Source organism: Brevibacillus humidisoli, from assembly GCF_020923435.1.
Taxonomy (GTDB): Bacteria; Bacillota; Bacilli; order Brevibacillales; family Brevibacillaceae; genus Brevibacillus_E; species Brevibacillus_E humidisoli.
This window is the reverse complement of record NZ_CP087263.1, coordinates 4190573-4212624: the sequence shown is the minus strand read 5'-3', so window position 1 is coordinate 4212624 and position 22052 is coordinate 4190573. Positions and strand designations below refer to the sequence as shown.

Genomic DNA, 22052 nt, shown 5'->3' with positions numbered 1-22052 from the left:
CACTGAAAGGGTCTAATTAATGTTTCTTTTTTAATCTTGCTCTGTAGTTGAAGCAGCCTCATCTATCCCTAAACATTCGAAGAAACGAAGGCGGGAAGTCTCTACATAATACGGGTCAATTTCGCATGTAATCCATTTTCTAGCGAGGTCTTCAGCTGCTTTTCCTGTGGAACAACTTCCACCAAATGGATCAAAAACTACATCACCTGGTTCAGTCAAAAAGTTAATAAAGAATGACGGTAACTCAATTGGAAACCTCGCTGGATGTTTGTTTCGTTCGTATTTTCTACATCTACGAGAATACTCGTCATTTGAAGAGGTATTGGATAAAGCCAACAGATTATAAACCTGCTGGCCATCTATAACTTCTTCAGTAAAGGGCCAGGCATTTATTAATAGGTTCTCAGGTATTGCCCCTTGATTATCAATTTGCCAACTATGGCCAACAACATGTTCTGAGTCACGTGGGCCGGGATTATAGCCTCGTTCCAACAACTTCTTCATACTTTTTGTGTACGGCTTGAGGACTCTTCGATTATCTGCTTTAGGATGTTCCGTTTTTGAGAACCACCACACTGGATTAACAGAATCGCGTACTCTTACACGTTCTATGTTTACCCATTGAACTGGTGCTGGCATTTTAGCTGGGTTAAACCAGTAAAACTCTTGGGCGAGATGGAATCCTTTCTTAGTGAGTTCGATTGCTAATTCAAAATGATACAATGAACGAACGGGAACTCCCTTTTTATAGCTTCCACCAATATCTACCACCAGGCTCCCAGTCGGTTTTAAAATGCGAAGTAGTTCTGCTGCAAAGTGATCGACAAACCAATTTACATACTGCTCTTGATCCTTGTTGCCATATTTTTTAGGTCGCGTTAACGCGAAAGGTGGAGAGGTCATAATTAAGTCAATTGAATCACTAGGTAAACGTTTAATAAATTCTATAGAGTCATCACAAAAAGCCATACCAAATTTTGTAGAGTATTTAGGTTTCATTTTTTTCTCTAATAGTTGGAATAAATCTGTCGTCATTTTATAGCACCCACTTTCACAATCTGTTCTTATTCGACAAAAAAGACCGGATTCCTACCGGTCTATAACGCCAAATTTTGCAGTATTGAATTTGAAACTTGCCGTTACAGACAGCACGGTGAACCGTACCATAAGTAACGGCAAGTTTTACGGATACGTAATGAGAGCGTGAAAAGGAAGGCTCTGGACATAAGTCAGCAATCGAAAAGAATTGAGTAATCAATCATTTTATTTCGTCGATAGACCCGATAAGGTGAACCTTAGAGCCAAGGCATTAGAGACGGTTAATAGATACGAATCGGACAAGGCCCTAATTAGCTTGAAAATGCTGCTAATTAGGGCCTCTTTCACTGCTGGTCCACGACAGAACAGCTACTCCGTAAAGTATGTCAAACGTCCAATTAGATTACACTCTTCAGCAAACCAAATATATCCGTTGGGACAAATCGCGATTCCGTGGGCTTCTGCATTCTTGGTTGGGATCTCGTATTCCGTAATAACTCCTTCAACCGTAACTCGGCCGATCTGGTTGCCGCCCCATTCCGTGAACCAGAGATCTCCGTTCTTCCCGGAAATGATGGCATGAGGACGAGCAGCCGGCGTTGGTATCACATATTCGCTTATCTCACCTGAGGTTGTAATTCTGCCGATTTTATTAGCCATGATTTGTACGAACCATAAGGCTCCGTCGGGTCCATCCGTAATTCCAACCGGCCCGGAGTTGGGGGTTGGGATCGGATATTCTGTTATCTCGCCGTTTGTAGTTATTCTCCCAATCGCGTTAGTCTGATTCTGAGTGAACCATAATGCCCCGTCCGGACCCGCAGTAATATAAGAGGGAAATGCCTTGGGATTAGGCAATTCAAACCCAGTGATTTCACCTGATGCAGTGATCCTGCCGATCCTGCCGCTGTTCATTTCTGTAAACCAAATCGCGCCGTCAGAGCCTTCCGTTATGCCAAAAGGTGCAGAGTCCGCGAGAGGTAGTTCATGTTCTGCAAAACGGCCGTTCGTCGACATGTTCCCGATCTTGTTTGCTTTATTTTCTGTAAACCACAAGTCACCGGTCCGGTCCGAAATGATCGACATCACGCCTGCATCTTCTGTTGGCAGGGGGAAGTGATGGATCTCACCTTTCGTATTGATTCGCCCGATTCGATTTCCTTTATGTTCCGTAAACCACATGGCTCCATCTTTTCCGGCGGTTATGCCATATGGCCCTGAATCTTGCTCGTTGATCGGATATTCGTGTATCGTGATCCTCATTCAAGTTACCTCCCCAAATAGAAAGAATCAAGGATGCTGTTCATTGTTCTCAACGCATCCATATCTCCGCTTACGATTGCGCCGAAATAAAAAAACTCCTATTCCGATGTTCGGACAGGAGGCAGACAGAAAGGCAAAAAAGACGCACCGCTTCCATAAAAAGAAGGGTCGCACTTTTTACCTATATAAAAGCCCGCACTAATCCTATCCAGAAAACATCGTTTGTAATACGCATGTTCTTAGAGAATAGGATTAGTAGATCATTGGCGTTTGGTCACCCTTTCGTAACTGATGGTGTAACTTTACCACACACCCCATCTGCAAACAACCCCATATCTTCGGATTTCTGGGTTAAGTTCCAATTCTACGCAAAAGGGGAGGTCATTTTTCAAAACTTGCTGTTATAGACAGCGCAGTGAGCCGTGTTATAAGCGTGACCAAGTGAAATCCTTGGCTTTATTGTCATTCCCAGGCCCATGTGGACGCACTTCTCACTTTATTACCCGCTTGAAATCGTTCATAATAGAATAGTAGAGGAATGGTAGATATTTTAATCTGTTAATAGACGAAATGATATATAATTAACACAGAAAAGGCGTGTTCCTGGATGGCGCCTTGCTTTTTTGTGACATCAAAGCAGGAGTACCTACTCCTTTTTACAAATATAGGGGGTCAGGAAGGTAATTATGAGCAACGTACAGGAAAAAACCGACGTTATCTTAATTGGTGCCGGGGTCATGAGCGCGACATTGGGATCATTACTCAAAGAATTAGCCCCTGACTGGGAAATCAAAGTCTTTGAGAAACTGGCCAACGCAGGAGAAGAAAGCTCGAACGAATGGAATAATGCGGGTACGGGCCATTCTGCACTATGCGAGCTTAACTATACAACCGAAAAATCTGACGGTTCGATCGATATCAGCAAAGCCATCAAAATTAATGAACAGTTTCAGCTATCAAGACAGTTCTGGTCTTATCTTGTAAACAGCAATCTGATTCGGAATCCACAGGACTTTATCATGCCGATCCCTCATTTGAGTTTCGTACAAGGCGAAAAAAATGTAGCGTTTTTGAAAAAACGTTTTGAAGCGTTGTCGAACAACCCCCTGTTTCAAGGAATGGAATTTTCCGATGACCCGGTAAAGCTCAAGGAATGGATCCCGCTGATCATGGAAGGTCGTATCTCCAATGAACCGATCGCGGCAACAAAAATCGACTCTGGAACGGATGTCAACTTCGGCGCTTTAACACGCATATTGTTTGACCACTTACAGAATAAAAACGTTGAGATCAAGTACAGGCATTGTGTGAAGGATATCAAACGCACTAGCGACGGCTCGTGGGAAGTGAAAGTACATGATCTGGTGAGTGGCCAAATCGAATACCATACGGCAAAGTTCGTCTTTATCGGGGGTGGGGGCGGAAGTCTGCCTTTGCTGCAAAAAACCGGTATTCCAGAGTCCAAACATATTGGAGGGTTCCCGGTAAGCGGACTATTTATGGTCTGCAACAATCCGGAAGTGGTAGAGAAGCATCATGCCAAAGTGTACGGCAAAGCGAAGGTTGGCGCTCCTCCCATGTCTGTCCCGCATCTGGACACAAGATATATTGAAAACAAAAAATCATTGCTGTTTGGACCGTTTGCCGGCTTCTCACCAAAGTTCTTAAAAACGGGTTCAAACCTTGATTTGATCGGTTCTATCAAACCGGACAATGTGATCACAATGCTGGCGGCAGGGGCAAAAGAAATGGCATTGACAAAATACCTGATCCAGCAAGTTCTGTTATCGCATGAAAAACGCATGGAAGAGTTACGGGAGTTTATTCCGAATGCCAAGAGCGAGGATTGGGATATCGTAGTAGCGGGCCAACGTGTGCAAGTGATTAAAGATACGGTTGAAGGCGGCAAAGGAACGCTCCAGTTTGGTACAGAAGTGGTGAGTGCGGCTGATGGCTCGATCGCTGCATTGCTCGGCGCTTCTCCGGGCGCTTCTACTGCCGTTCATGTGATGCTTGAGGTACTAGAAAAATGCTTCCCCCAACGGATGAAAGCGTGGGAGGCGAAAATAAAAGAAATGATTCCTTCTTATGGCGTCTCGCTAGTGGAAGACCAAGAGCTTTTCCATGAAATCCATTCTGCAACAGCGAAGGCGCTTGGCCTGAGCGATAACTTGCCGAGTCAAGTTCATTCTTCGGATGCCGAAACAAAAGTATTAGAAAAAGTGTAAGCAATAATAGCTTCGCCAGCAAAGAGCTCTCTTTTCTGAGATGGAAGATAAAGAGAGCTCTTTGCCATGTGAAGAGAAGCCGTTTTAGAGATCGCTCTACTATCTAAGTACACGAGGTTAGAGGGGTGGAAAGTCTGCTTTGAGACGCTAGGAAAGCGGGAAGGTGTAGTGTACATATACAAAATCTTTTGAACCAGCCTTTGCTCCGTTGATTCCATATTGTCGTCTTTTTACAATATGAAGCCCGACCTGAATCGATATGCTGTTATTGATAACAATAATTCAAGTCGCTTGCAAGAAAGTGAAGGCACTTGAGAAATCAGAATATAGAGGAGTGAACCACTTGGGTAAATTCGGATACTTTGGAAAGCTGGTTGTCAACGAAGGACAACGTGACGCACTGGTTCAAATTCTGATAGAAGCTGCCGAATTCGCCCAATCGGTGGAAGACTGCGAGCTGTATGCTGTTAATATTTCTGAGTCAGAACCTGATTGCGTGTGGGTAACAGAGATATGGAAGAATGAGGAGGCGCATGCGGCATCGCTCGGACTAGAGTGGACAAAGTTGCTTATTGAGCGCGCCAAACCGTTTATCAGGAAAATGGACGGAATCAGGATGCAGGTTCTGGGCGGGAAAGGCGTCTAGACGATCTATACTGCCACAGTTAGCGGGCCCCCATCATTAGAAACAACTACGACCATGGACGAGATAATGACAGTCCAGACTTACTGTTTTATTGAACTTTCGGACACAGTAACTGCAATGAAGGTACAAGGACGTTTGACTGTTAAGGAAACATCCCGAAGATAAAATGGCATCGGTACTGAACCAGTGTCAAAATTTTTTTCATCAATATTACTTGACAGGAATATTCCCTATAAGGTATATTGCAATCAACAGAAAAATGACCATAATGAAAAGGGAGATGAGATGATTCGAAAGAGATGATCACGTAACGAGGTGAACGGCATGTCAGGGGAGAATCCGGGCATGGACATAACGACGCTGAGTGCTTTGGCTGAACCAAATCGTATGAAAATCGTCGAACTATTGCGCGACGGTCCATTGACCGTAGGAGAAATCGCCAACCGGCTGGGAATTCGCCAGCCCCAAGCTTCGAAACATTTAAAGGTGCTTAGCGATAGCGGGATTTTGGAAGTGAAGGCCGAAGCCAATCGTCGAATCTACAAGATCAGGCCTGAGCCCTTCCAGGCGCTGGATTCCTGGGCAAAGTCCTTCCAACGCATCATGGAAGAGAGATTTGACAATCTGGAAGACTACTTGCGGGAACTGCAAAACAAGGAAAAATCATAGGATCATTCCTTAAAATGAGGAGGAGTTACCATGTCAAACAACAAAATGGTTTCAAGAGTAGAGAACGACCGGGTACTGGTGCTGGAGCGCGTTTTCGACGCGCCGCGAGATCTCGTGTTCAAGATGTTTAAAGAGCCTGAGCATCTCAAGCATTGGTGGGGACCGAGGGGCTGGGAGCTTCCGGTTTGCCATGTCGATTTCCGCCCGGGCGGCGTTTGGCATTATTGCATGAAGTGCGTCGATGAGAGCCAAGGTGAATTTTACGGCATGGAAGCTTGGGGCAAGACCGTTTATAAGGAAATTGTGGAGCCGGAGAAGATCATCTACATCGATTACTTCTCGGATGCCGAAGGCAATGCCAATGAGTCGATGCCCGCGACCGAGGTAACATTGGAATTCATCGATCTGGGCGGCAAGACGAAACTGGTCAGCCGTGGTGAATATGTGTCGGCGGATGCCCTCAAGACGGTCATGGACATGGGTATGATGGAAGGAATTACTCAGACATGGGATCGTTTGGAAGAGTGGCTGAACGAGGTCAAGTAAGAAAATGGGGAGACGGCCGCCTGGCTTTGAGAGCCGGCGGCCGCACGCTAAGGCGAACTAAATCGGGAAGCGAGCAGGAAATATAGGCTGCCACGTCGAGTGCGCTTGCCGAATGAAGAAGATGAGGAGGAAGAGTGAGATCATGCGTAGACTCACGGTTATCTATTGGATTTGTACCGGATTGACGGCCCTGCTTATGGGTATGGGTTCCATCCCCAACATCCTTTCCTCGGCCGACTCTATTGCCCTTTTTCAACAGATTGGTTATCCAACCTATCTCCTCCCCTTTCTTGGGGTGGCGAAGCTGTTAGGCGTGATAGCGATTATCGTGCCTGGGTTTCCCAGAATCAAGGAATGGGCATATGCCGGTCTTACCTTTGACCTAGCTGGTGCCACGTATTCCTTCCTTGCCATCGGGGCACCCGTCGCCGTCATCGCTAGCATGATTCCCGGATTCCTGGTGATTGCCGGTTCCTACGTCACCTACCACAAAAGGAGAAAAGCCAAGATTTCCCTTTCCCTAGAAGTGTAAATATTCAATGATTGGTTTAGTAGGTCCAGTTATGCTGCAGATCTTCTGAATACACAGGCAGTGGAAGGTACGCGTTGATCGAGTCCCCGCCCTGCCTTTTGGCGTGCCCCTAATCGCTTATTTCTGCTTATCCCTCAGCGAGTATTCAGCCGGAGCAAAAAAGACGAACACGGTCAACGATTCGGTTATCGTATGAAAGCGGTGCTCCACCCCGGCTTCCACAAAGACAATGGAGCCCGGTTCGACAGAAATATTCTCCTCGCCGACGCGTAACTGGCCGCGTCCCTGGACAACATAATACACCTCGTCTTCCGTATGGGGCTGCTGCAAATCGACTGCCCCGGCCTCCAGCTGATAGATTCCTGCACTCATCGCTGAAACACGCAAAAACTCGTAATACGGTTCCCCCGACTGCTCGCGAGCGGACATCAAGCCTGACATGGTAAAGGCGTTCATAACCCCCTCCTGCACAATGTATGTATTTGCTCTCTTTTCCATAATGGGGATTAATGGGGATAGTACTTCAACGCCAAACGATGAAACCCTCTTCTCGTTGTAGGAGAAACATGGTAAAAAACCGAGGTTCTTCACAAAAAAACTCCCAACCTTCTAATCAAAATGGAAAATTAGTAGGTTGAGAGTTTTCACCATATATCTTATCGGCTGCAATAGCTACCATCGTCTTCGCACATTAGTTCCGGATGAGATAATCGAATGCACCCAAGGCTGCATTCGCACCCGATCCCATAGAAATAATGATCTGCTTATACGGGCTGTTGGTGCAGTCTCCTGCAGCAAACACTCCCGGTACGTTCGTAGCGCCACGGTTGTCTACAACGATCTCACCGAAGCGTGTGCGTTCAACGGTGTCGCCCAACCAATCCGTGTTAGGAACAAGACCGATCTGCACAAACACACCCTGCAACTCAATATGCTTGGTTTCTTCGGTATCGCGCTCCATGTAGGTAATCCCGTTTACCTTGTCGGTACCGGTGATTTCTTTTGTTTGCACGTTCTTTAGCACCGTTACATTCGGCAGGCTGTAGAGACGCTCTTGCAGTACAGCATCAGCTTTCAACTCCGGCATGAACTCAAGCACGGTTACATGTCTCACGATACCCGCGAGATCAATTGCCGCCTCAATGCCAGAGTTACCGCCGCCGATAACGGCTACGTCTTTTCCAGCAAACAAAGGTCCGTCACAATGAGGGCAGTACGCTACGCCTTTGTTCTTGAACTCAGCTTCGCCGGGCACACCAACATTGCGCCAACGGGCTCCTGTTGAGATGATCACGGCTTTGCTCTTGAGAACAGCACCGTTTTCAAGCTCGATTTCGATATGTTCCTTTTTTTCCAAACGCTTGGCGCGCTGGAGATTCATCACATCAATGTCGTACTCTTTCACATGTTCCTCAAGACTTGCTGCTAGCTTGGGACCCTCGGTGTATTTCACACTGATAAAGTTCTCAATGCCCAAGGTATCCATGACCTGACCGCCAAAGCGCTCAGCAACAATGCCAGTACGGATGCCTTTACGTGCTGCATAGATCGCTGCACTCGCTCCCGCCGGGCCGCCCCCGACAACGAGCACATCGAATGGATCCTTGTTGGCCAGTTCGGATGCGTCTGGAGCACTACCCAACTTGGCGAGAATCTCTTCCAGCGACATGCGACCACTGCCGAAGAATTCGCCGTTTAGGAAAACAGAGGGCACCGCCATCACATTTTTGCTTTCGGCCTCATCTTTGAATGCCGCACCGTCAATCATGGTATGCGTAATGCCAGGGTTGAGGATGCTCATCACATTGAGTGCCTGCACAACGTCAGGGCAGTTGTGGCAGCTCAGGCTGATGAAAGATTCAAAGTGATACTCGCCGCGAAGGTTTTTGATTTGGTCAATGACGTTCTCATCTACCTTAGGCGCTCTTCCACTCACCTGCAGCAGGGCTAACACCAGCGAAGTAAACTCATGCCCCAAAGGGACACCAGCAAACGTGACGCCAGTATCTTCGCCTGGGCGATTTACGCTAAAGCTAGGCGTTCGCGGCAGCTCCGTTTTCTCTACCGTAATGTGGGATGACATGCTGGCCAGTTCATCCACTAGGGCCAGCATGTCAGCAGATACGGTATCGGACCCGGCACTAACTTTAAGCACGATATCGCCTTCCATGAGTTGGAGATATTGGTTTAGTTGTGCTTTAATGTCTGCGTCCAGTACCATAATCGATTGCTCCTTAGATTTTGCCTACGAGGTCGAGGCTCGGTTTCAGTGTAGCAGCACCTTCTTGCCATTTTGCAGGGCAAACCTCACCCGGATTGTTCCGAACATATTGTGCTGCCTTGATTTTGTTAACCAGCGTGCTTGCATCGCGGCCGATGCCACCTGCATTGATTTCAACGGCTTGGATGACACCGTCTGGATCGATGATGAACGTACCGCGGTCAGCAAGACCTTCCGATTCGATCAATACATCGAAGTTGCGAGAGATGGTATGGGAAGGGTCACCAATCATCGGATAGGTGATTTTCTTGATCGTTTCAGAGCTATCATGCCATGCTTTATGTGTAAAATGGGTGTCGGTTGAAACAGAATACACTTCAACTCCGAGCCCCTTCAGTGTTTCGTATTCGTTTTGCAGATCCTCCAGCTCGGTTGGGCAAACGAAGGTAAAGTCTGCCGGATAGAAGCACACTACACTCCACTTGCCTTTAAAGTCTTGCTCCGTAACCTCGATGAACTTCCCGTTGTGGAAAGCTTGTGCTTTGAACGGTTTTACCTCGGTTCCGACTAATGACATACTCTCTTTTCCTCCTCATAAATGGTTTTACAAATTATTGATAGCTAGATCTGAACACGCAGCAAGCACGTTCAATCAGCTATAATAATTATAATCTAATATTAGTTCTCATATAGTAGTTTGTCAAGGAGTATTGCTTAGGTTTTTTCAGGGTTAAGGGATCTTGCCTGCAAAAAGGATGTGCAAGATTGTATAGGCGGCTTGGAGCGGTAACGAAATGGTGTTAGCGCATCTCCCCATGCATATATTTTTCTGAAGTCACTTTTGGAAAGGGGTCTGACCATTGGCGAGGAGAAAGCACAGATCAGCAAGGGCAGCTTCCTACAAAAAAGCAGTGGCTGCCAGGAAGCAGAGAAGAGGTGAGGTGTATGGGACAGATCGTAGAGAAGGCCGTAGGCTATTCAGCAAAAAGCCCAACTTCCTCCTGATCACGGTTGATGAAGAACGCTACCCTCCAGTATACGAAAGCCCTGAACTTTTAGAATGGCGCGAAGAACATTTGCTTGCTCAAACCTTTCTGCGCAACAACGGCATGGAGTTTCATCGGCAATATATTGGAGCTTCGGCATGTTCCCCGAGCCGAGCCACCTTTCTCACGGGCCATTATCCCTCTCTGCACGGGGTGACCCAGACAAGCGGACCTGGGAAGGGGCCATTGGGTGAAGGCATCTATTGGCTGGACTCCAATAGTGTGCCGACCATGGGGGACTACTTTCCGCGCTGCCGGTTATCGGACATTTCTAAAAGGAAAGTGGCATGTTTCAGCAGCAGACATTCTGATTCCTGGTACCTATCAATCATACCCCAGCTATGACCCTCAGACAGGTGTACCTATTCCGGCGAAGGTAGAAACCTATTGGTATGCGGATCGCCTTGCCGATTTTGGGTTTCATGGATAGGTTGGTCCTGAACCGCATGGAGCAAATCCCCTCGATTCAGGATCATCCGCGGCTGTCGGGTTAGCCGGCAGGGATCAAGTGTTTGCTGAAGAAACCGTTGATCTGATCAGATGGTTGGATCAGGAAAAGAAAGAAAATCCGTATTCAGAATCCGGCCCCTGGCTGATCGTCTCATCCTTTGTCAATCCACATGATATTACCTTGTATGGAGATGTCACCAAGTTTTCTCCTTCCTTTCATTTTGCAGTAGATCCAACTGTCCCTGATGTTCCCCCACCTCCGACGCTTCATGAATCTCTGGAAACGAAACCTCGCTGTCAACAGAGTTATCGCGATGTGTATCCACTGTTCATCCAACCTACAGAGAACTCTAGCTTTTACCGCCGACTCTACTACCAGCTCCAAAAAAACGTCGACCAACAAATCGGAAGAGTTTTGCAGGCTCTCCGTGAGTCTTCTTTTTATGAGGACACCATTGTGATCTTTACCTCAGACCATGGGGAGCTGTTAGGTGCTCATGGAGGGATGCATCAAAAATGGTACTGTGCCTATGAAGAGGTGATTCACGTTCCTTTCATTATTCATAATCCGCGGCTGTTTAGCGGCCGCGAATCGGTTGACATGCTAACCTCTCATGTCGATCTGCTTCCGACTATGCTTGGGCTAGCGGGTATTGATGTAGAGAGTGTTCAGGGTGTGGTACGGAGAAGATCACACGGAAGTGCATCCTTTGGCAGGCAGGGACTTATCCCCGATGATCCTGCACGGAGCGAAGCCGGAGCGTGCCGGGGAACCGATTTATTTCATGACGGATGACGACCCCACGGACAACTCGATCCAGTACGGAGTTCTCAGAATCCATTATGAACCAGTTGTGCAACCCAATCATATTGAAACGGTGATGGCTCAGCTGAACATGAACGGTCGGGAGGAAATCTGGAAGTATTCGATTTACTTTGATAATCCCCAATTCTGGTCGGATCCCGGTGTAAAAAATGAAGACATGCATCAGCGTTCAGGCGAATTGGAGAATAGATACGCCGATAAACGTGTTGTTGATGAGTCGATTTGCTACAAGACCATAAAGAGAGAACCTGTCCCTAACCAATATGAGCTGTACAATCTAACCGAAGATCCGCTAGAAATCAACAACCTGGCCTATCCTGAACATGCTACCGAGAGATCAAGAGAGATTCAAGCATGGCTGGCAGAGCTCTTGGAACAACAATGTCGTCAGAAACGGCTAGCTCCAACGAGTGGTACAGTACCTGGAATGCCAACGTGCAACGAAATAGAGGGATGAGGTATTGTCAACACCATCTGCACAAGATGTTTTCGCCGCCAAAGGAACAGATGATATGATATTGAATTCAAGTGGGGAATTCATGATGGGAACAAACAGTCCGATAACACAGAGCCGTATCATAAGCCGACGGGCAAGCTGCTTTGTCATTTGCATTAAGCTCCGACGATACGGTTTACATATGCCGTTTCCCAGCGATCATAAAGCATAATCATAAATATAGGAGCAATATAACGGAATGCAGTCAAGAAATGATTCCAATCGTGATAAATCAACCATCCATGATAGTAAGAATAAAAGGCAAATGATATGCCGATGCCTGCAACAAGGGTGAATACTAGAGGTCGGTATTTCATGGGTGTACTTGGAATGAACATCGTACACAAAATGGCCAATACCTCTCCTGAGAGGAGGTCGACAAAACGACAATCAGCCATGGGATCGTGAAACAAACCTAATTTGTATTGATACAATTTTAATAAGGGAGATGCGAAAAGAGCACCAAACCACATAATGATCATGTGTGAAAAAGCAAGCAAACGAACCCTATATGGGATTGGTGGCATATAGCTTTTCAGACGTGGAGCCAAAAAGGCACCTAAGCGAAAACCGATGATATAAAAAGTGGCGGAATATCCGATGTTCCAACGTATGTACGCAATATACCCTAACTTTAAGTAGAACAACTCGAGAATGATAAACCCTGACGCAAACAGTAATGTGATCCTCCATGGGTGCTTTGTTTTAGAAGCATAATATACATAGATGATGAAAGCGAAAGGTAAAATTAATGTATCCGCAAACACGATTCCTAGTTCATTGGCATCAATTGGATTTTTATGTAAATGTGTGGGGAACCCTAAGCAATGCCAACATCCATACGGTCAAGAAAATAAGAGTGAAAATATATAGTAAGTATGATTTACCCCTTATTTGTTGGTCTGATCACAGTATGAACAGGTAGGCGAGTTGTCATTCTTTGGTTTTGGACATTAGCGGTCACATGCTGAACCGTATCACAAACAATGGCAAAAACTTCACAAAGTCTGACCGCTGTCTACCGTAATCACCTGTCCCGTCATCGCTTCTTGTTCCAAAACCGCACAGATCATGTGAGCAATCTGTTCCGGTGTTGAGATATGTTGCAATAAAAGTTGCGGAGCCAGCCTCTCCATCTGCTCTTCTCTCCCAGCCCACCATCTTGTCGCAACCGCTCCAGGCACGACACAGTTGACTCGAATGCACGGAGACAAGGCACGCGCCAACGATTTCGTAAGACCGTGAACAGCCGCCTTGGATACGGCATAGGGAAGCGATGAACCTAATCCCGTCTGGCCTGCTATGCTGCCTAGATTGACGATTGCGCCTTGTTTCCTCTTTTTCATGAGCGGGGCAACGGCTCGTGCGCAGAAAAACATGCCTTTGACATTTACATCATACAACTCATCCCATACGTCTTCCGTTGCAGCTTCCAAGTCGTCGAAGGAAATATGGCGTGTCATGCTGGCGTTATTGACAAGCAGGTCGATGGTCCCGAATCGCTCTACGATGGCATCAACCATTTCTCGTACGTTCTGGTCTTTTGCTACATCGGCGCGTATAGCTATGGCTCGTCCGCCTTCGTTATTGATCAGTTGTACCGTTTCTTCTGCATCTGATCTGGAACGGGAATAGTTCACAGCAATCGTTGCACCCCGACTGGCAAGTGCAAAGCATGTCGCTCTGCCGATTCCTGTACCGCCGCCGGTAACAAGAGCCACTTTGTTTTGTAGATCCATCTTCGGTCATCCCCTTTTGAAATATGATGTCAGTATGTATAGGTGATTTTATACCTTTCACTTTGTTTTGTATAATTGAATATATAGAACGTTTGATTCGATTTTTTTGAATTAACCAAGTTCGAATTAACGAAGATGGGGTATGGAGATGGACCTGAAAACCGTAAAAACGTTTCAAATCATCGTAAAGCACAGGAGTTTTAACCGGGCGGCAGAAGCGCTCAACTATGCTCAATCTACCGTAACGATGCAGATCCAGAAGCTTGAAAGCGATCTGGGTGTGCAGTTGATTGAACGTGGCAAAAACTTTCGGTTAACGGAAGCGGGCAGGCTCTTTTACGAACAAAGTTTGCAAATTGTAAAAGATTTGGAACAGCTACAAGCAACGATGTCGGAGGTGCAGGTGGGGGAAGCAGGTACGATTCGCTTAGGGGCGACGGAGCCAACTGCCAGTTATCGATTACCTGGCATGTTGAAGCGGTTTTCCGATCAGTTTCCGAGGATTTGTATCTCTGTGGAGATTGCCAATACACCAAGATTACAGGAGCGGCTTTTGAGCGGGGATATTGATTTTGCGCTATGTTCAGCACCGGACTTAGGTACCGATTTTTATTTTGAACCGCTGTTTCGGGAAACGTTTGCGGTTTTGATGCCGGGAAGCCATCCGCTTGCTGAGAAGGACGTTATGAAACCGGATGATATTCGGGAACATCGTCTGCTTATAACCTCAGCCACCTGTCCCTATCGCAGAAAACTGGAGATGGCTTTGCAGGAGTCGGGGAATATTCCCGTGGACACGATGGAGATAGGGAGCATGACGGCTCTCAAATCCTACGTCCAAAGTGGATTCGGCATCGCTCTTCTGCCAAAGATTCTTTTGGATCCAGTCCCGGCGGGAACGACGGTGCGGACGATGAGTGGCAGCGGTTCTATCGATATGACGTTTGGAGTTCTCTACAAAGCATCTGATTATCCGTTGAAACTGGCAAGTGCGAGGCTGTGCGAATATCTCAAGCAGGAGCTGTATGAACAGGAAAAATCCGAACGGGAACGATCAGAACAGAAACGACCAGAACAGGAACGATCAGAACAGGAATGAGTATCATCCTTTTTTAACGGTATTGCGGGAACAAACGAAGATAAGGCGTACCCTGGATACATCATGGTGCCTTGCCTCTATATGGTAGTATGAGAGTATCGCAATTGAGGGAAGTGACAGGAGTTGTCTAACAAGCCTATCAATCGTCCAACGATACGTTTTTCGTTTACATCAGACTGTGAGAACTGTTTTGGATTATGCTGTGTTGCACTGCCTTATGCAAAGTCAGCTGACTTTGCTTTTCATAAAGATGGAGGAGCACCTTGTCGAAATCTAAAAAAGGACTATCGTTGTGGTATTCACCAAAATCTAAGGGATAACGGTTTTAAGGGCTGTACAGTATATGAATGTTTTGGAGCGGGCCAAACGGTTTCCCAGCTTACGTATAAAGGAAAGGGTTGGCGAGAAGACCCTGAGATCGCGAAGGAAATGTTCGATGTATTTCCTATCATGCAGCAGCTCCACGAAATGCTTTATTACTTGGATGAAGCGCTTAGTTTGGAAGATACCGAGCCTCTTTATCACGATTTGCTGCCAGTGATTAAGGAAACGGAACGACTGACGCGACTCGACCCCCAATCGATTTTACAGCTTGATGTGCCAGCGCATAGAGCTATTGTGAATAAGCTACTTCTCCAAGCAAGTGAACGGGTACGTGCCAAAGTGAAGAAAGGGAACAAGCACCATGAAAGGAAACGGGCTGGGCGAAGAGACCTCATCGGAGCCAAGTTAAAAGGGGCTGATTTAAGAGGCGCCAATATGAGGGGAGTCTTGCTTATTGCTGCTGACCTCCGCGAAGCTGACTTGAGGTGGGCTGACCTGATTGGTGCAGACCTTAGAGATGCGGATATAAGAGGAGCGAATCTGGTCGGAAGTATCTTTTTGACGCAGGCCCAGGTGAATGCGGCAATTGGTGATAGCAATACCAAGTTGCCACATCCATTGAAGGTTCCGGAACACTGGGTAAAATAAGTTCTCGAATGAAGTTCACTCTAATGTTAGGAGTGGCTTTGTGTTATGTACAAATGTAAATCTTATACATATGAGATCAAATGGTCAAATGTATCAATAGGCGCCAACTATGCCTAGAAAGAGTATAATAAATTGGCAGAAGTAAACACTAAACTGGGTAGCTTGTAGCTAACACAGAAATATTGATGACGATAAATACCATAAACACCTATGATGTGTTGTTTTAGCCCCCAAAAAATCCAAGATCCCAAAAAAGGAGATACGATGACAGAGAACCAAACCATCATACAAGCAGGCTGGAACTTCGACAATAGCTATTCTCGTCTGCCGGACTCTTTTTATACCAAGCTAGACCCAACCCCTGTACGTGATCCGCAATTAATTATTCTCAATGAGCCGCTAGCTGCATCCCTGGGGTTGAACATCCAAGCCCTGCAAAGCGACGACGGCGTAGCAGTGTTTGCCGGCAACCAGATTCCCAAAGGGGCTGAGCCACTCGCTCAAGCGTATGCGGGGCATCAATTCGGGCATTTTACCATGCTGGGGGATGGCCGGGCTCTGCTGCTTGGGGAGCAGATCGCGCCGTCAGGTGAACGGTTTGATATTCAGCTCAAGGGCTCAGGGAGAACGCCGTACTCCCGCGGGGGTGATGGCCGGGCAGCACTTGGACCGATGCTGCGTGAATACATCATCAGCGAAGCCATGCATGCGCTTGGGATTCCTACTACTCGCAGTCTGGCAGTAGTGACGACCGGTGAGTCAATCATCCGTGAAACGGACCTGCCTGGTGCGATACTGACCCGCGTGGCGGCCAGTCATGTGCGGGTCGGTACTTTCCAGTACGCTGCGAGATGGGGCACTGCCGAGGATCTCAAGGCTTTGGCTGATTATAGCTTGCAGCGCCATTTTCCGGACGTTGCCGATGCCCCAGACCGATATCTTTCCCTACTGCGGGAAGTGATCAAGCGCCAGGCTGAGCTGATTGCCAAATGGCAGCTCGTTGGGTTTATTCATGGGGTGATGAACACGGACAATATGGCGATTAGCGGTGAAACGATTGATTACGGTCCTTGTGCCTTCATGGATACCTATGATCCGGCCACCGTATTCAGTTCTATTGACATTCATGGCCGTTATGCCTATGGAAATCAGCCGTATATAGCGGCGTGGAATCTGGCGAGATTTGCGGAGAGTCTGTTGCCGCTGCTGCATGACGACGAGGAGCAGGCTGTCAAACTGGCGGAGGAGGCCATTTCCGAATTCAGCGGGTTGTATCACCGTCATTGGCTCGCCGGCATGAGGGGAAAGCTGGGGATTATGAACGAAGAACCGGAGGACCAATCCCTTGTGGGAGACCTCCTCAGCATGATGCAACAGTATCGCGCAGACTACACCAATACCTTCCGCGCATTAACGTTTGATCAACTGGAGGGTACGGATCTGTTTTGCAGCAAGGATTTCACGGAGTGGCATGAGCGGTGGCAGGCGAGACTGGGCAGGCAGTCGGAATCAAAAGAATCCTCGCATCAGTTGATGAAGAACAGCAATCCGGCGCTCATCCCTCGCAACCACCGGGTAGAGGAAGCATTAGAAGCGGCGGTGGAAGAAGGAGACTACAGCGTGATGGAGCAGCTTCTCGATGTTCTCGCGAGCCCCTGCGCCCACTCTCCTGAACAGGCTGAATACGCCATATTGCCACCGTTATCTGATCAACCTTACCGTACTTTTTGCGGTACTTGAGTTGAGAGTGTGAGACCAGACAAGGTTTTATCTAATGATCTGAAACCGATCTGAAACCTTAGTCTGGAAGTTTTACATAAAAGGGCTTTCGCTTGGGATGCAAATAGATGACTTCTGAAGCTTGCTGGATCTTAAACTGAACGTCATCAGCAGCATAGAAGCGTGCTCACTTCGTTTTTGCGTTGCAACGCATAAAACTGATTCTACGAAGACAAAGGGGCGTGGATCGTAATGAGCAAACGGCTCGCAAACCTGCTCCCAGCGCTGCTTCCTGCAGCGCTGCTGCTCGCATGTGCCATGGGATTCCTCTACTCTTCCCAGACACTCCTGGGGCTGATCAACCAGAGCTTTCTAACGGGGCTGTTTCTCTTGATTCTCGGCAGCATCGCACTGGTGCTTCGCTCCGGCTTTTTCACCGTCTTTTTGCGAGGTTTCAGGCAATTGAAGCACTTGTTTTTCAAGCGCCCGCGGGTGATGGAGAGCGATTGGTTTCAAGAAAAGGACGCAGTGTGGCAAAAAAAGAAAGAGACGCTGACCCGAGTCTGCACGTCTCTATCTTTATGGGCGGGGAGTGCCCTGCTCATGTTTTCCATTGTGCTAACCGGTTTCTATCTCTATCAGTCGTCGTAAAGAATCAGTTAGAACAAAATCGGCTGTAAAGAATCAGTCGTAAAGGTGGCAGGCTGCCCAGTGGCCTGCCTCCGTTTCGTTCCAGACCGGCTCTTCGAGGGCGCAGCGCTCTGTTGCCTTCGGACAGCGCGTACGAAAACCGCAGCCGCTAGGCCGATTGGCTGGGCTCGGCAGGTCGCCCTGTAAAAGGATTCGCTCTCGTTTGACAGTTGGGTCCGGAACCGGCACAGAAGAGAGCAAGGCCTGTGTATACGGATGAAGCGGCCGTTTATACAAAGTATCGCTGGTCGCGAGCTCAACCAGTTTACCCAAATACATAACGCCGATGCGAGTCGAGATGTGCTTCACCATCGACAGATCATGGGCGATGAAGAGATAGGTTAGCCCGTGCTCTGCCTGTAAATCCTCCAGCAGATTGACTACCTGTGCCTGTATCGAAACGTCCAGAGCGGAGATCGGTTCGTCCGCAATGATAAATTGAGGTTCTACCGCAAGCGCCCTGGCGATGCCGATCCGCTGACGCTGACCGCCGCTGAATTCATGCGGAAAGCGGGAAGCGTGTTCCTTTCGCAGACCGACTAGATGCAATAGCTCGGCAACCCGTTCTTTGCGCATTCCCCTGCTGAGCCCATGGATGTCCAGGCCCTCAGCGATTATGTCCTCCACCGTCATCCGCGGGTTGAGGCTTGCCTGCGGGTCCTGAAAGATCATCTGCACATCCCGGTTGAATCGAGACGCTTCCTTCCCTTTCAGACGATAGACGTTCTTGCCTTTATAGAGTACTTCTCCGTCCGTATTTTCGTACAAACGGATGATCGTCCGCCCCAGCGTCGACTTTCCGCAGCCGCTCTCTCCCACAAGACCAAGCGTCTCGCCTTGCCGGATGGAAAACGTCACGCCGTCAACTGCCTTCAGGAGCAAGCCGTTGCCGATGTGAAAATGTTTTTTCAGATTGTTTACTTCTATCAGTCGATCGGTCATCTATGCTGCCTCCCTGTCGCGACCCATTCCTCGACACGCGGCGCACGCGGATCATGCAGCCAGCAAGCCGCTTGATGTCCCGCCTCGAACGTGCTGATGGGGGGCATTTGCTGATTGCAGATTTCCATCGCGTAATCGCAGCGTGCTGCAAACGGACAGCCCTGCGGCGGGTTGAACAAGTCCGGCGGGGCTCCGTCGATCGGCACAAGCCGCTGCTTTTCCTCTCCGTCCATACGCGGCAGAGAACGCATCAGACCCCATGTATACGGATGTCGTGGCGCCGCAAACACATCTTCAACCGTCCCGGTCTCCACTACAATTCCCGCGTACATCACCACCATACGGTGCGCGATTTCCGATACGACGCCCAGGTCATGGGTGATGATGACGACAGCGAGCTGCTGCTCCTCCTGCAACCGTCCCAGCAGGTCGAGAATTTGCGCCTGGATCGTCACGTCCAGCGCCGTCGTCGGCTCATCAGCGATGATCAACTGGGGCTGGCAGGCCAGTGCGATGGCGATGCCGACACGTTGGCGCATCCCGCCGCTGAATTGGTGTGGATACTGCTGCACCCGTTTTTCCGGATCGGGAATCCCGACCAAGCGGAGCATCTCGATCGCCCGTTTCTGTGCCTCTTCACCGGAGACTTGGTGGTTGCGCACAAATCCCTCGACGATCTGCGCTCCCACCTTCATCGTCGGATTGAGCGTGGTCATCGGGTCCTGAAACACCATGCCGATCTTGGAGCCGCGGATTTGCAGCCACTCTTTTTTCTTCAAATGGGTGATCTCGTTCCCTGCAAAAACGATCTGTCCGTCTACGATCCGGCCCGGAGGTTGGGGGATTAAGCCCATGATCGCCTGGGCGGTCACGCTCTTGCCGCAGCCGCTCTCGCCGACGATCGCCAGTGTCTCCCCTTTGTCTACATGGAAGGAGACGCCTCGTACAGCTTGTACTTCCCCGCCGTATGTCGTAAAGTTTACTTTCAGGTTGTCAATGGTTAGCAGATGGTTTTCCATCGCGGTTCCTCCCTCCAGTGCTACTCGCGCAGCCGCGGATCAAGTGCATCCTGCAAGCCGTCTCCAAATACGTTGAAAGCAAACATCGTTAGTGAAATCATCAAGCCAGGGAAGAAGAGGCGCCACCAGTCGCCTGTCAAAATAACCCCTAGCGCATCGTTGGTCATGGTGCCCCAACTTGCGTCTGGTGCCTGAACACCCAAGCCAAGAAAGCTGAGGAAGGACTCTGCAAAAATCGCAGACGGAATGGTAAAGGTCAGGTTGACGATGATCACACCGATCGTATTGGGAATCAGATGCTTGAACAAAATGCGAGAAAACTTGGCTCCCAACACTTGTGACGCAAGGATGAATTCCTGGTTTTTCAACTGCAGGATTTGGCCGCGCACCAGTCGTGCCATCCCGGTCCAGCCGGTGGCGGAGAGTGCAATAATAATAGTCAGCATCCCCGGTTCCATCACGACCATCAGCAAAATGACAACGAGCAGATACGGCAGTCCGTACAGTACTTCGATCACCCGCATGATGATCGTGTCAATCCTCTCTCCGCGTGCTCCTCTGCCTGCCATGTAACCGGAAATGCCGCCCACTGTCACTCCGACAATTAGGTCGATCAGAGCGGCAACCACGCCAATTGTGAGCGAGATGCGAGCTCCGGCCCAAGTGCGGGCAAACATATCCCGTCCCAGATCGTCAGTACCGAACCAGTGCTCAGCCGACATCGGCTGGTTTTTCGCGAGCAAGCTTTGATCCGATGCGCTGTACGGCACCAGATGGGGCCCGATAATCGCCATGGCGACCAGCAGCAAGATGATGGCAAGGCCAAGCATGGCCAGTTTGTTCTTTACCAGTTTGCGCACCACTTGCTGGACATATGTCTGGCTTGGGCGCATGGAGATGTCATGGGCTTCCGACTGCTTTTGTAACGGTCGGAACAGCGGATCGATTGGTTGCTCCATCGCCACTGCTCATCCCTCCTTGTTGGTCAGCTTGATTCTCGGGTCAATCAGGGTGTAGGCCAAGTCGATCAGGAAAATCGTTACGACCAGGATCGAGCTGTAAAAAATAGTGGTCCCCAGAATAACTGGGTAGTCACGGTTAAAAATGCCATCCACGAAGTATTTGCCGACACCTGGGACAGCGAAAATTTTCTCCACAACGAACGTTCCCGTGATCAGCGATGCGATAAGCGGTCCCAAGAAGGTGACGACCGGCAGGATCGCGTTGCGAATGCCGTGCTTGATCACGATGGTAAAGGTAGGGACCCCTTTGGCCTCCGCAGTGCGAATGTAGTTCTGATTCATCACTTCGATCATGCTGGCCCGCATGTAACGGGTAATAATCGCAAGCGGTCCGAAAGCCAAGGCAAGCGACGGCAGCACCGTGTGCGCCCAGGTACCCCAAGTGGCAACCGGCAAGATTGGCATTTTGATCGCGAAAAAGTGAATCAGCAGGGGCGCCATGATAAAGCTTGGGATAGCAACCCCCAATACGGCCATCGCCATTGCCGCGTAGTCCAGCCATTTGTTGCGGTTCAGTGCCGCGATGATCCCAAAGGTGACGCCAAAGAGAATCGCGATCACAATCGCTTGCGCACCTAATGTGGCGGATGCCGAAAACCCGTCGGAAATCATGTCATTTACGCCGCGCGTATCCGACTTGATGGAAGGACCGAGATCAAGCATGATCAGGTTTTTCAAGTAGAGCACATACTGCACGGGCAGCGGCTCGTCCAGGTTGTATTTGGCGCGCAGATTGGCCAGGATCTGTTCCGGCAGTTGATCTGACTCGGAAGCAAACGGATCACCCGGTATGGCATGCATCAAGAAAAACGTCATCGTCACGATGATCCATAGTGTGAGCAGCATCATCAGGACGCGCTTTACGAGGTAATGGGACATGGCTCAACCT

General features: G+C 48.7%; 23 protein-coding genes. 12 read left to right on the top strand and 11 right to left on the bottom strand.

Annotated features, from left to right (window positions below):
• Positions 1 to 30: 30 nt before the first annotated feature.
• Both LOK74_RS20435 and LOK74_RS20430 read right to left on the bottom strand, forming a co-directional pair.
• Positions 31 to 1035: a DNA-methyltransferase gene (locus tag LOK74_RS20435; protein WP_230043831.1), complete on the bottom strand. Its 1005-nt coding sequence runs from the start codon at positions 1033 to 1035 to the stop codon at positions 31 to 33.
• 372 nt (positions 1036 to 1407) lie between these two features.
• Positions 1408 to 2301 carry a Vgb family protein gene (locus LOK74_RS20430; protein ID WP_230043830.1) on the bottom strand — a complete coding sequence of 298 codons (894 nt, stop codon included), beginning with the start codon at positions 2299 to 2301 and terminating at the stop codon, positions 1408 to 1410.
• A 686-nt stretch (positions 2302 to 2987) separates the two neighbouring features.
• Here LOK74_RS20430 and LOK74_RS20425 point away from each other — a divergent pair.
• The 5 genes from LOK74_RS20425 to LOK74_RS20405 all read left to right on the top strand — a co-directional run bounded on the left by LOK74_RS20425 (position 2988) and on the right by LOK74_RS20405 (position 6922).
• Complete coding sequence (locus LOK74_RS20425; RefSeq protein WP_230043829.1) at positions 2988 to 4529, top strand: malate:quinone oxidoreductase; 1542 nt, start codon at positions 2988 to 2990, stop codon at positions 4527 to 4529.
• Between the two features lie 334 nt (positions 4530 to 4863).
• Positions 4864 to 5175: a putative quinol monooxygenase gene (locus LOK74_RS20420; RefSeq protein WP_338148680.1), complete on the top strand. Its 312-nt coding sequence runs from the start codon at positions 4864 to 4866 to the stop codon at positions 5173 to 5175.
• A gap of 324 nt (positions 5176 to 5499) precedes the next feature.
• The gene (locus tag LOK74_RS20415) at positions 5500 to 5844 is read left to right on the top strand and encodes an ArsR/SmtB family transcription factor (RefSeq protein ID WP_230043827.1); all 345 of its coding nucleotides are present in this window, start codon (positions 5500 to 5502) and stop codon (positions 5842 to 5844) included.
• A 30-nt stretch (positions 5845 to 5874) separates the two neighbouring features.
• Positions 5875 to 6390 carry an SRPBCC domain-containing protein gene (locus tag LOK74_RS20410; RefSeq protein WP_230043826.1) on the top strand — a complete coding sequence of 172 codons (516 nt, stop codon included), beginning with the start codon at positions 5875 to 5877 and terminating at the stop codon, positions 6388 to 6390.
• Between the two features lie 142 nt (positions 6391 to 6532).
• On the top strand, positions 6533 to 6922 hold the full coding sequence (locus tag LOK74_RS20405) for a DoxX family protein (RefSeq protein ID WP_230043825.1): 390 nt from the start codon (positions 6533 to 6535) through the stop codon (positions 6920 to 6922).
• 117 nt (positions 6923 to 7039) lie between these two features.
• Here LOK74_RS20405 and LOK74_RS20400 read toward each other — a convergent pair whose 3' ends face one another.
• The 3 genes from LOK74_RS20400 to ahpC all read right to left on the bottom strand — a co-directional run bounded on the left by LOK74_RS20400 (position 7040) and on the right by ahpC (position 9720).
• The gene (locus tag LOK74_RS20400) at positions 7040 to 7378 is read right to left on the bottom strand and encodes a cupin domain-containing protein (protein WP_230043824.1); all 339 of its coding nucleotides are present in this window, start codon (positions 7376 to 7378) and stop codon (positions 7040 to 7042) included.
• A 235-nt stretch (positions 7379 to 7613) separates the two neighbouring features.
• Positions 7614 to 9143, bottom strand: coding sequence for an alkyl hydroperoxide reductase subunit F (gene ahpF / locus LOK74_RS20395; protein WP_230043823.1), 1530 nt, complete (start codon positions 9141 to 9143; stop codon positions 7614 to 7616).
• A 13-nt stretch (positions 9144 to 9156) separates the two neighbouring features.
• Entirely contained in the window at positions 9157 to 9720 is a 564-nt protein-coding gene (ahpC, locus tag LOK74_RS20390; RefSeq protein ID WP_230043822.1) for an alkyl hydroperoxide reductase subunit C, read from the bottom strand.
• Between the two features lie 334 nt (positions 9721 to 10054).
• Between ahpC and LOK74_RS24305 the strand changes: the two genes are divergently transcribed.
• The 3 genes from LOK74_RS24305 (at position 10055) to LOK74_RS24295 (ending at position 11922) form a co-directional block, all read left to right on the top strand.
• Positions 10055 to 10534, top strand: coding sequence for a sulfatase-like hydrolase/transferase (locus tag LOK74_RS24305; RefSeq protein ID WP_338148679.1), 480 nt, complete (start codon positions 10055 to 10057; stop codon positions 10532 to 10534).
• 163 nt (positions 10535 to 10697) lie between these two features.
• A complete protein-coding gene (locus LOK74_RS24300; protein ID WP_338148624.1) occupies positions 10698 to 11435 on the top strand; it encodes a sulfatase-like hydrolase/transferase in 738 nt (245 codons plus the stop codon).
• Positions 11374 to 11922, top strand: coding sequence for a hypothetical protein (locus tag LOK74_RS24295; protein WP_338148623.1), 549 nt, complete (start codon positions 11374 to 11376; stop codon positions 11920 to 11922). The genes LOK74_RS24300 and LOK74_RS24295 overlap by 62 nt, the downstream gene beginning before the upstream one ends.
• A gap of 155 nt (positions 11923 to 12077) precedes the next feature.
• Here the strand turns inward: LOK74_RS24295 and LOK74_RS20380 are convergent, their stop codons facing one another.
• Together LOK74_RS20380 and LOK74_RS20375 are read right to left on the bottom strand one after the other, a co-directional pair.
• The gene (locus tag LOK74_RS20380) at positions 12078 to 12728 is read right to left on the bottom strand and encodes a hypothetical protein (protein WP_230043821.1); all 651 of its coding nucleotides are present in this window, start codon (positions 12726 to 12728) and stop codon (positions 12078 to 12080) included.
• Positions 12729 to 12959: 231 nt separating this feature from the next.
• On the bottom strand, positions 12960 to 13700 hold the full coding sequence (locus LOK74_RS20375; protein ID WP_230043820.1) for an SDR family NAD(P)-dependent oxidoreductase: 741 nt from the start codon (positions 13698 to 13700) through the stop codon (positions 12960 to 12962).
• A gap of 148 nt (positions 13701 to 13848) precedes the next feature.
• Between LOK74_RS20375 and LOK74_RS20370 the strand changes: the two genes are divergently transcribed.
• The 4 genes from LOK74_RS20370 to LOK74_RS20355 all read left to right on the top strand — a co-directional run bounded on the left by LOK74_RS20370 (position 13849) and on the right by LOK74_RS20355 (position 18141).
• Positions 13849 to 14799: a LysR family transcriptional regulator gene (locus tag LOK74_RS20370; RefSeq protein WP_230043819.1), complete on the top strand. Its 951-nt coding sequence runs from the start codon at positions 13849 to 13851 to the stop codon at positions 14797 to 14799.
• 123 nt (positions 14800 to 14922) lie between these two features.
• Positions 14923 to 15771: a pentapeptide repeat-containing protein gene (locus LOK74_RS20365; protein ID WP_230043818.1), complete on the top strand. Its 849-nt coding sequence runs from the start codon at positions 14923 to 14925 to the stop codon at positions 15769 to 15771.
• A gap of 264 nt (positions 15772 to 16035) precedes the next feature.
• Positions 16036 to 17511 (top strand): protein adenylyltransferase SelO, encoded by a 1476-nt coding sequence (locus LOK74_RS20360; protein ID WP_230043817.1) that lies wholly within the window; start codon positions 16036 to 16038, stop codon positions 17509 to 17511.
• 231 nt (positions 17512 to 17742) lie between these two features.
• A complete protein-coding gene (locus tag LOK74_RS20355; RefSeq protein ID WP_230043816.1) occupies positions 17743 to 18141 on the top strand; it encodes a DUF3899 domain-containing protein in 399 nt (132 codons plus the stop codon).
• Between the two features lie 33 nt (positions 18142 to 18174).
• Here the strand turns inward: LOK74_RS20355 and LOK74_RS20350 are convergent, their stop codons facing one another.
• The 4 genes from LOK74_RS20350 to LOK74_RS20335 are packed head-to-tail and all read right to left on the bottom strand — an operon-like array spanning position 18175 to position 22042.
• A complete protein-coding gene (locus LOK74_RS20350; RefSeq protein WP_230043815.1) occupies positions 18175 to 19122 on the bottom strand; it encodes an ABC transporter ATP-binding protein in 948 nt (315 codons plus the stop codon).
• The gene (locus tag LOK74_RS20345) at positions 19119 to 20141 is read right to left on the bottom strand and encodes an ABC transporter ATP-binding protein (RefSeq protein WP_230043814.1); all 1023 of its coding nucleotides are present in this window, start codon (positions 20139 to 20141) and stop codon (positions 19119 to 19121) included. The genes LOK74_RS20350 and LOK74_RS20345 overlap by 4 nt, the downstream gene beginning before the upstream one ends.
• A gap of 20 nt (positions 20142 to 20161) precedes the next feature.
• The gene (locus LOK74_RS20340) at positions 20162 to 21100 is read right to left on the bottom strand and encodes an ABC transporter permease (protein ID WP_420908805.1); all 939 of its coding nucleotides are present in this window, start codon (positions 21098 to 21100) and stop codon (positions 20162 to 20164) included.
• A gap of 9 nt (positions 21101 to 21109) precedes the next feature.
• Positions 21110 to 22042: an ABC transporter permease gene (locus tag LOK74_RS20335; protein WP_230043812.1), complete on the bottom strand. Its 933-nt coding sequence runs from the start codon at positions 22040 to 22042 to the stop codon at positions 21110 to 21112.
• Between the last annotated feature and the right edge of the window lie 10 nt (positions 22043 to 22052).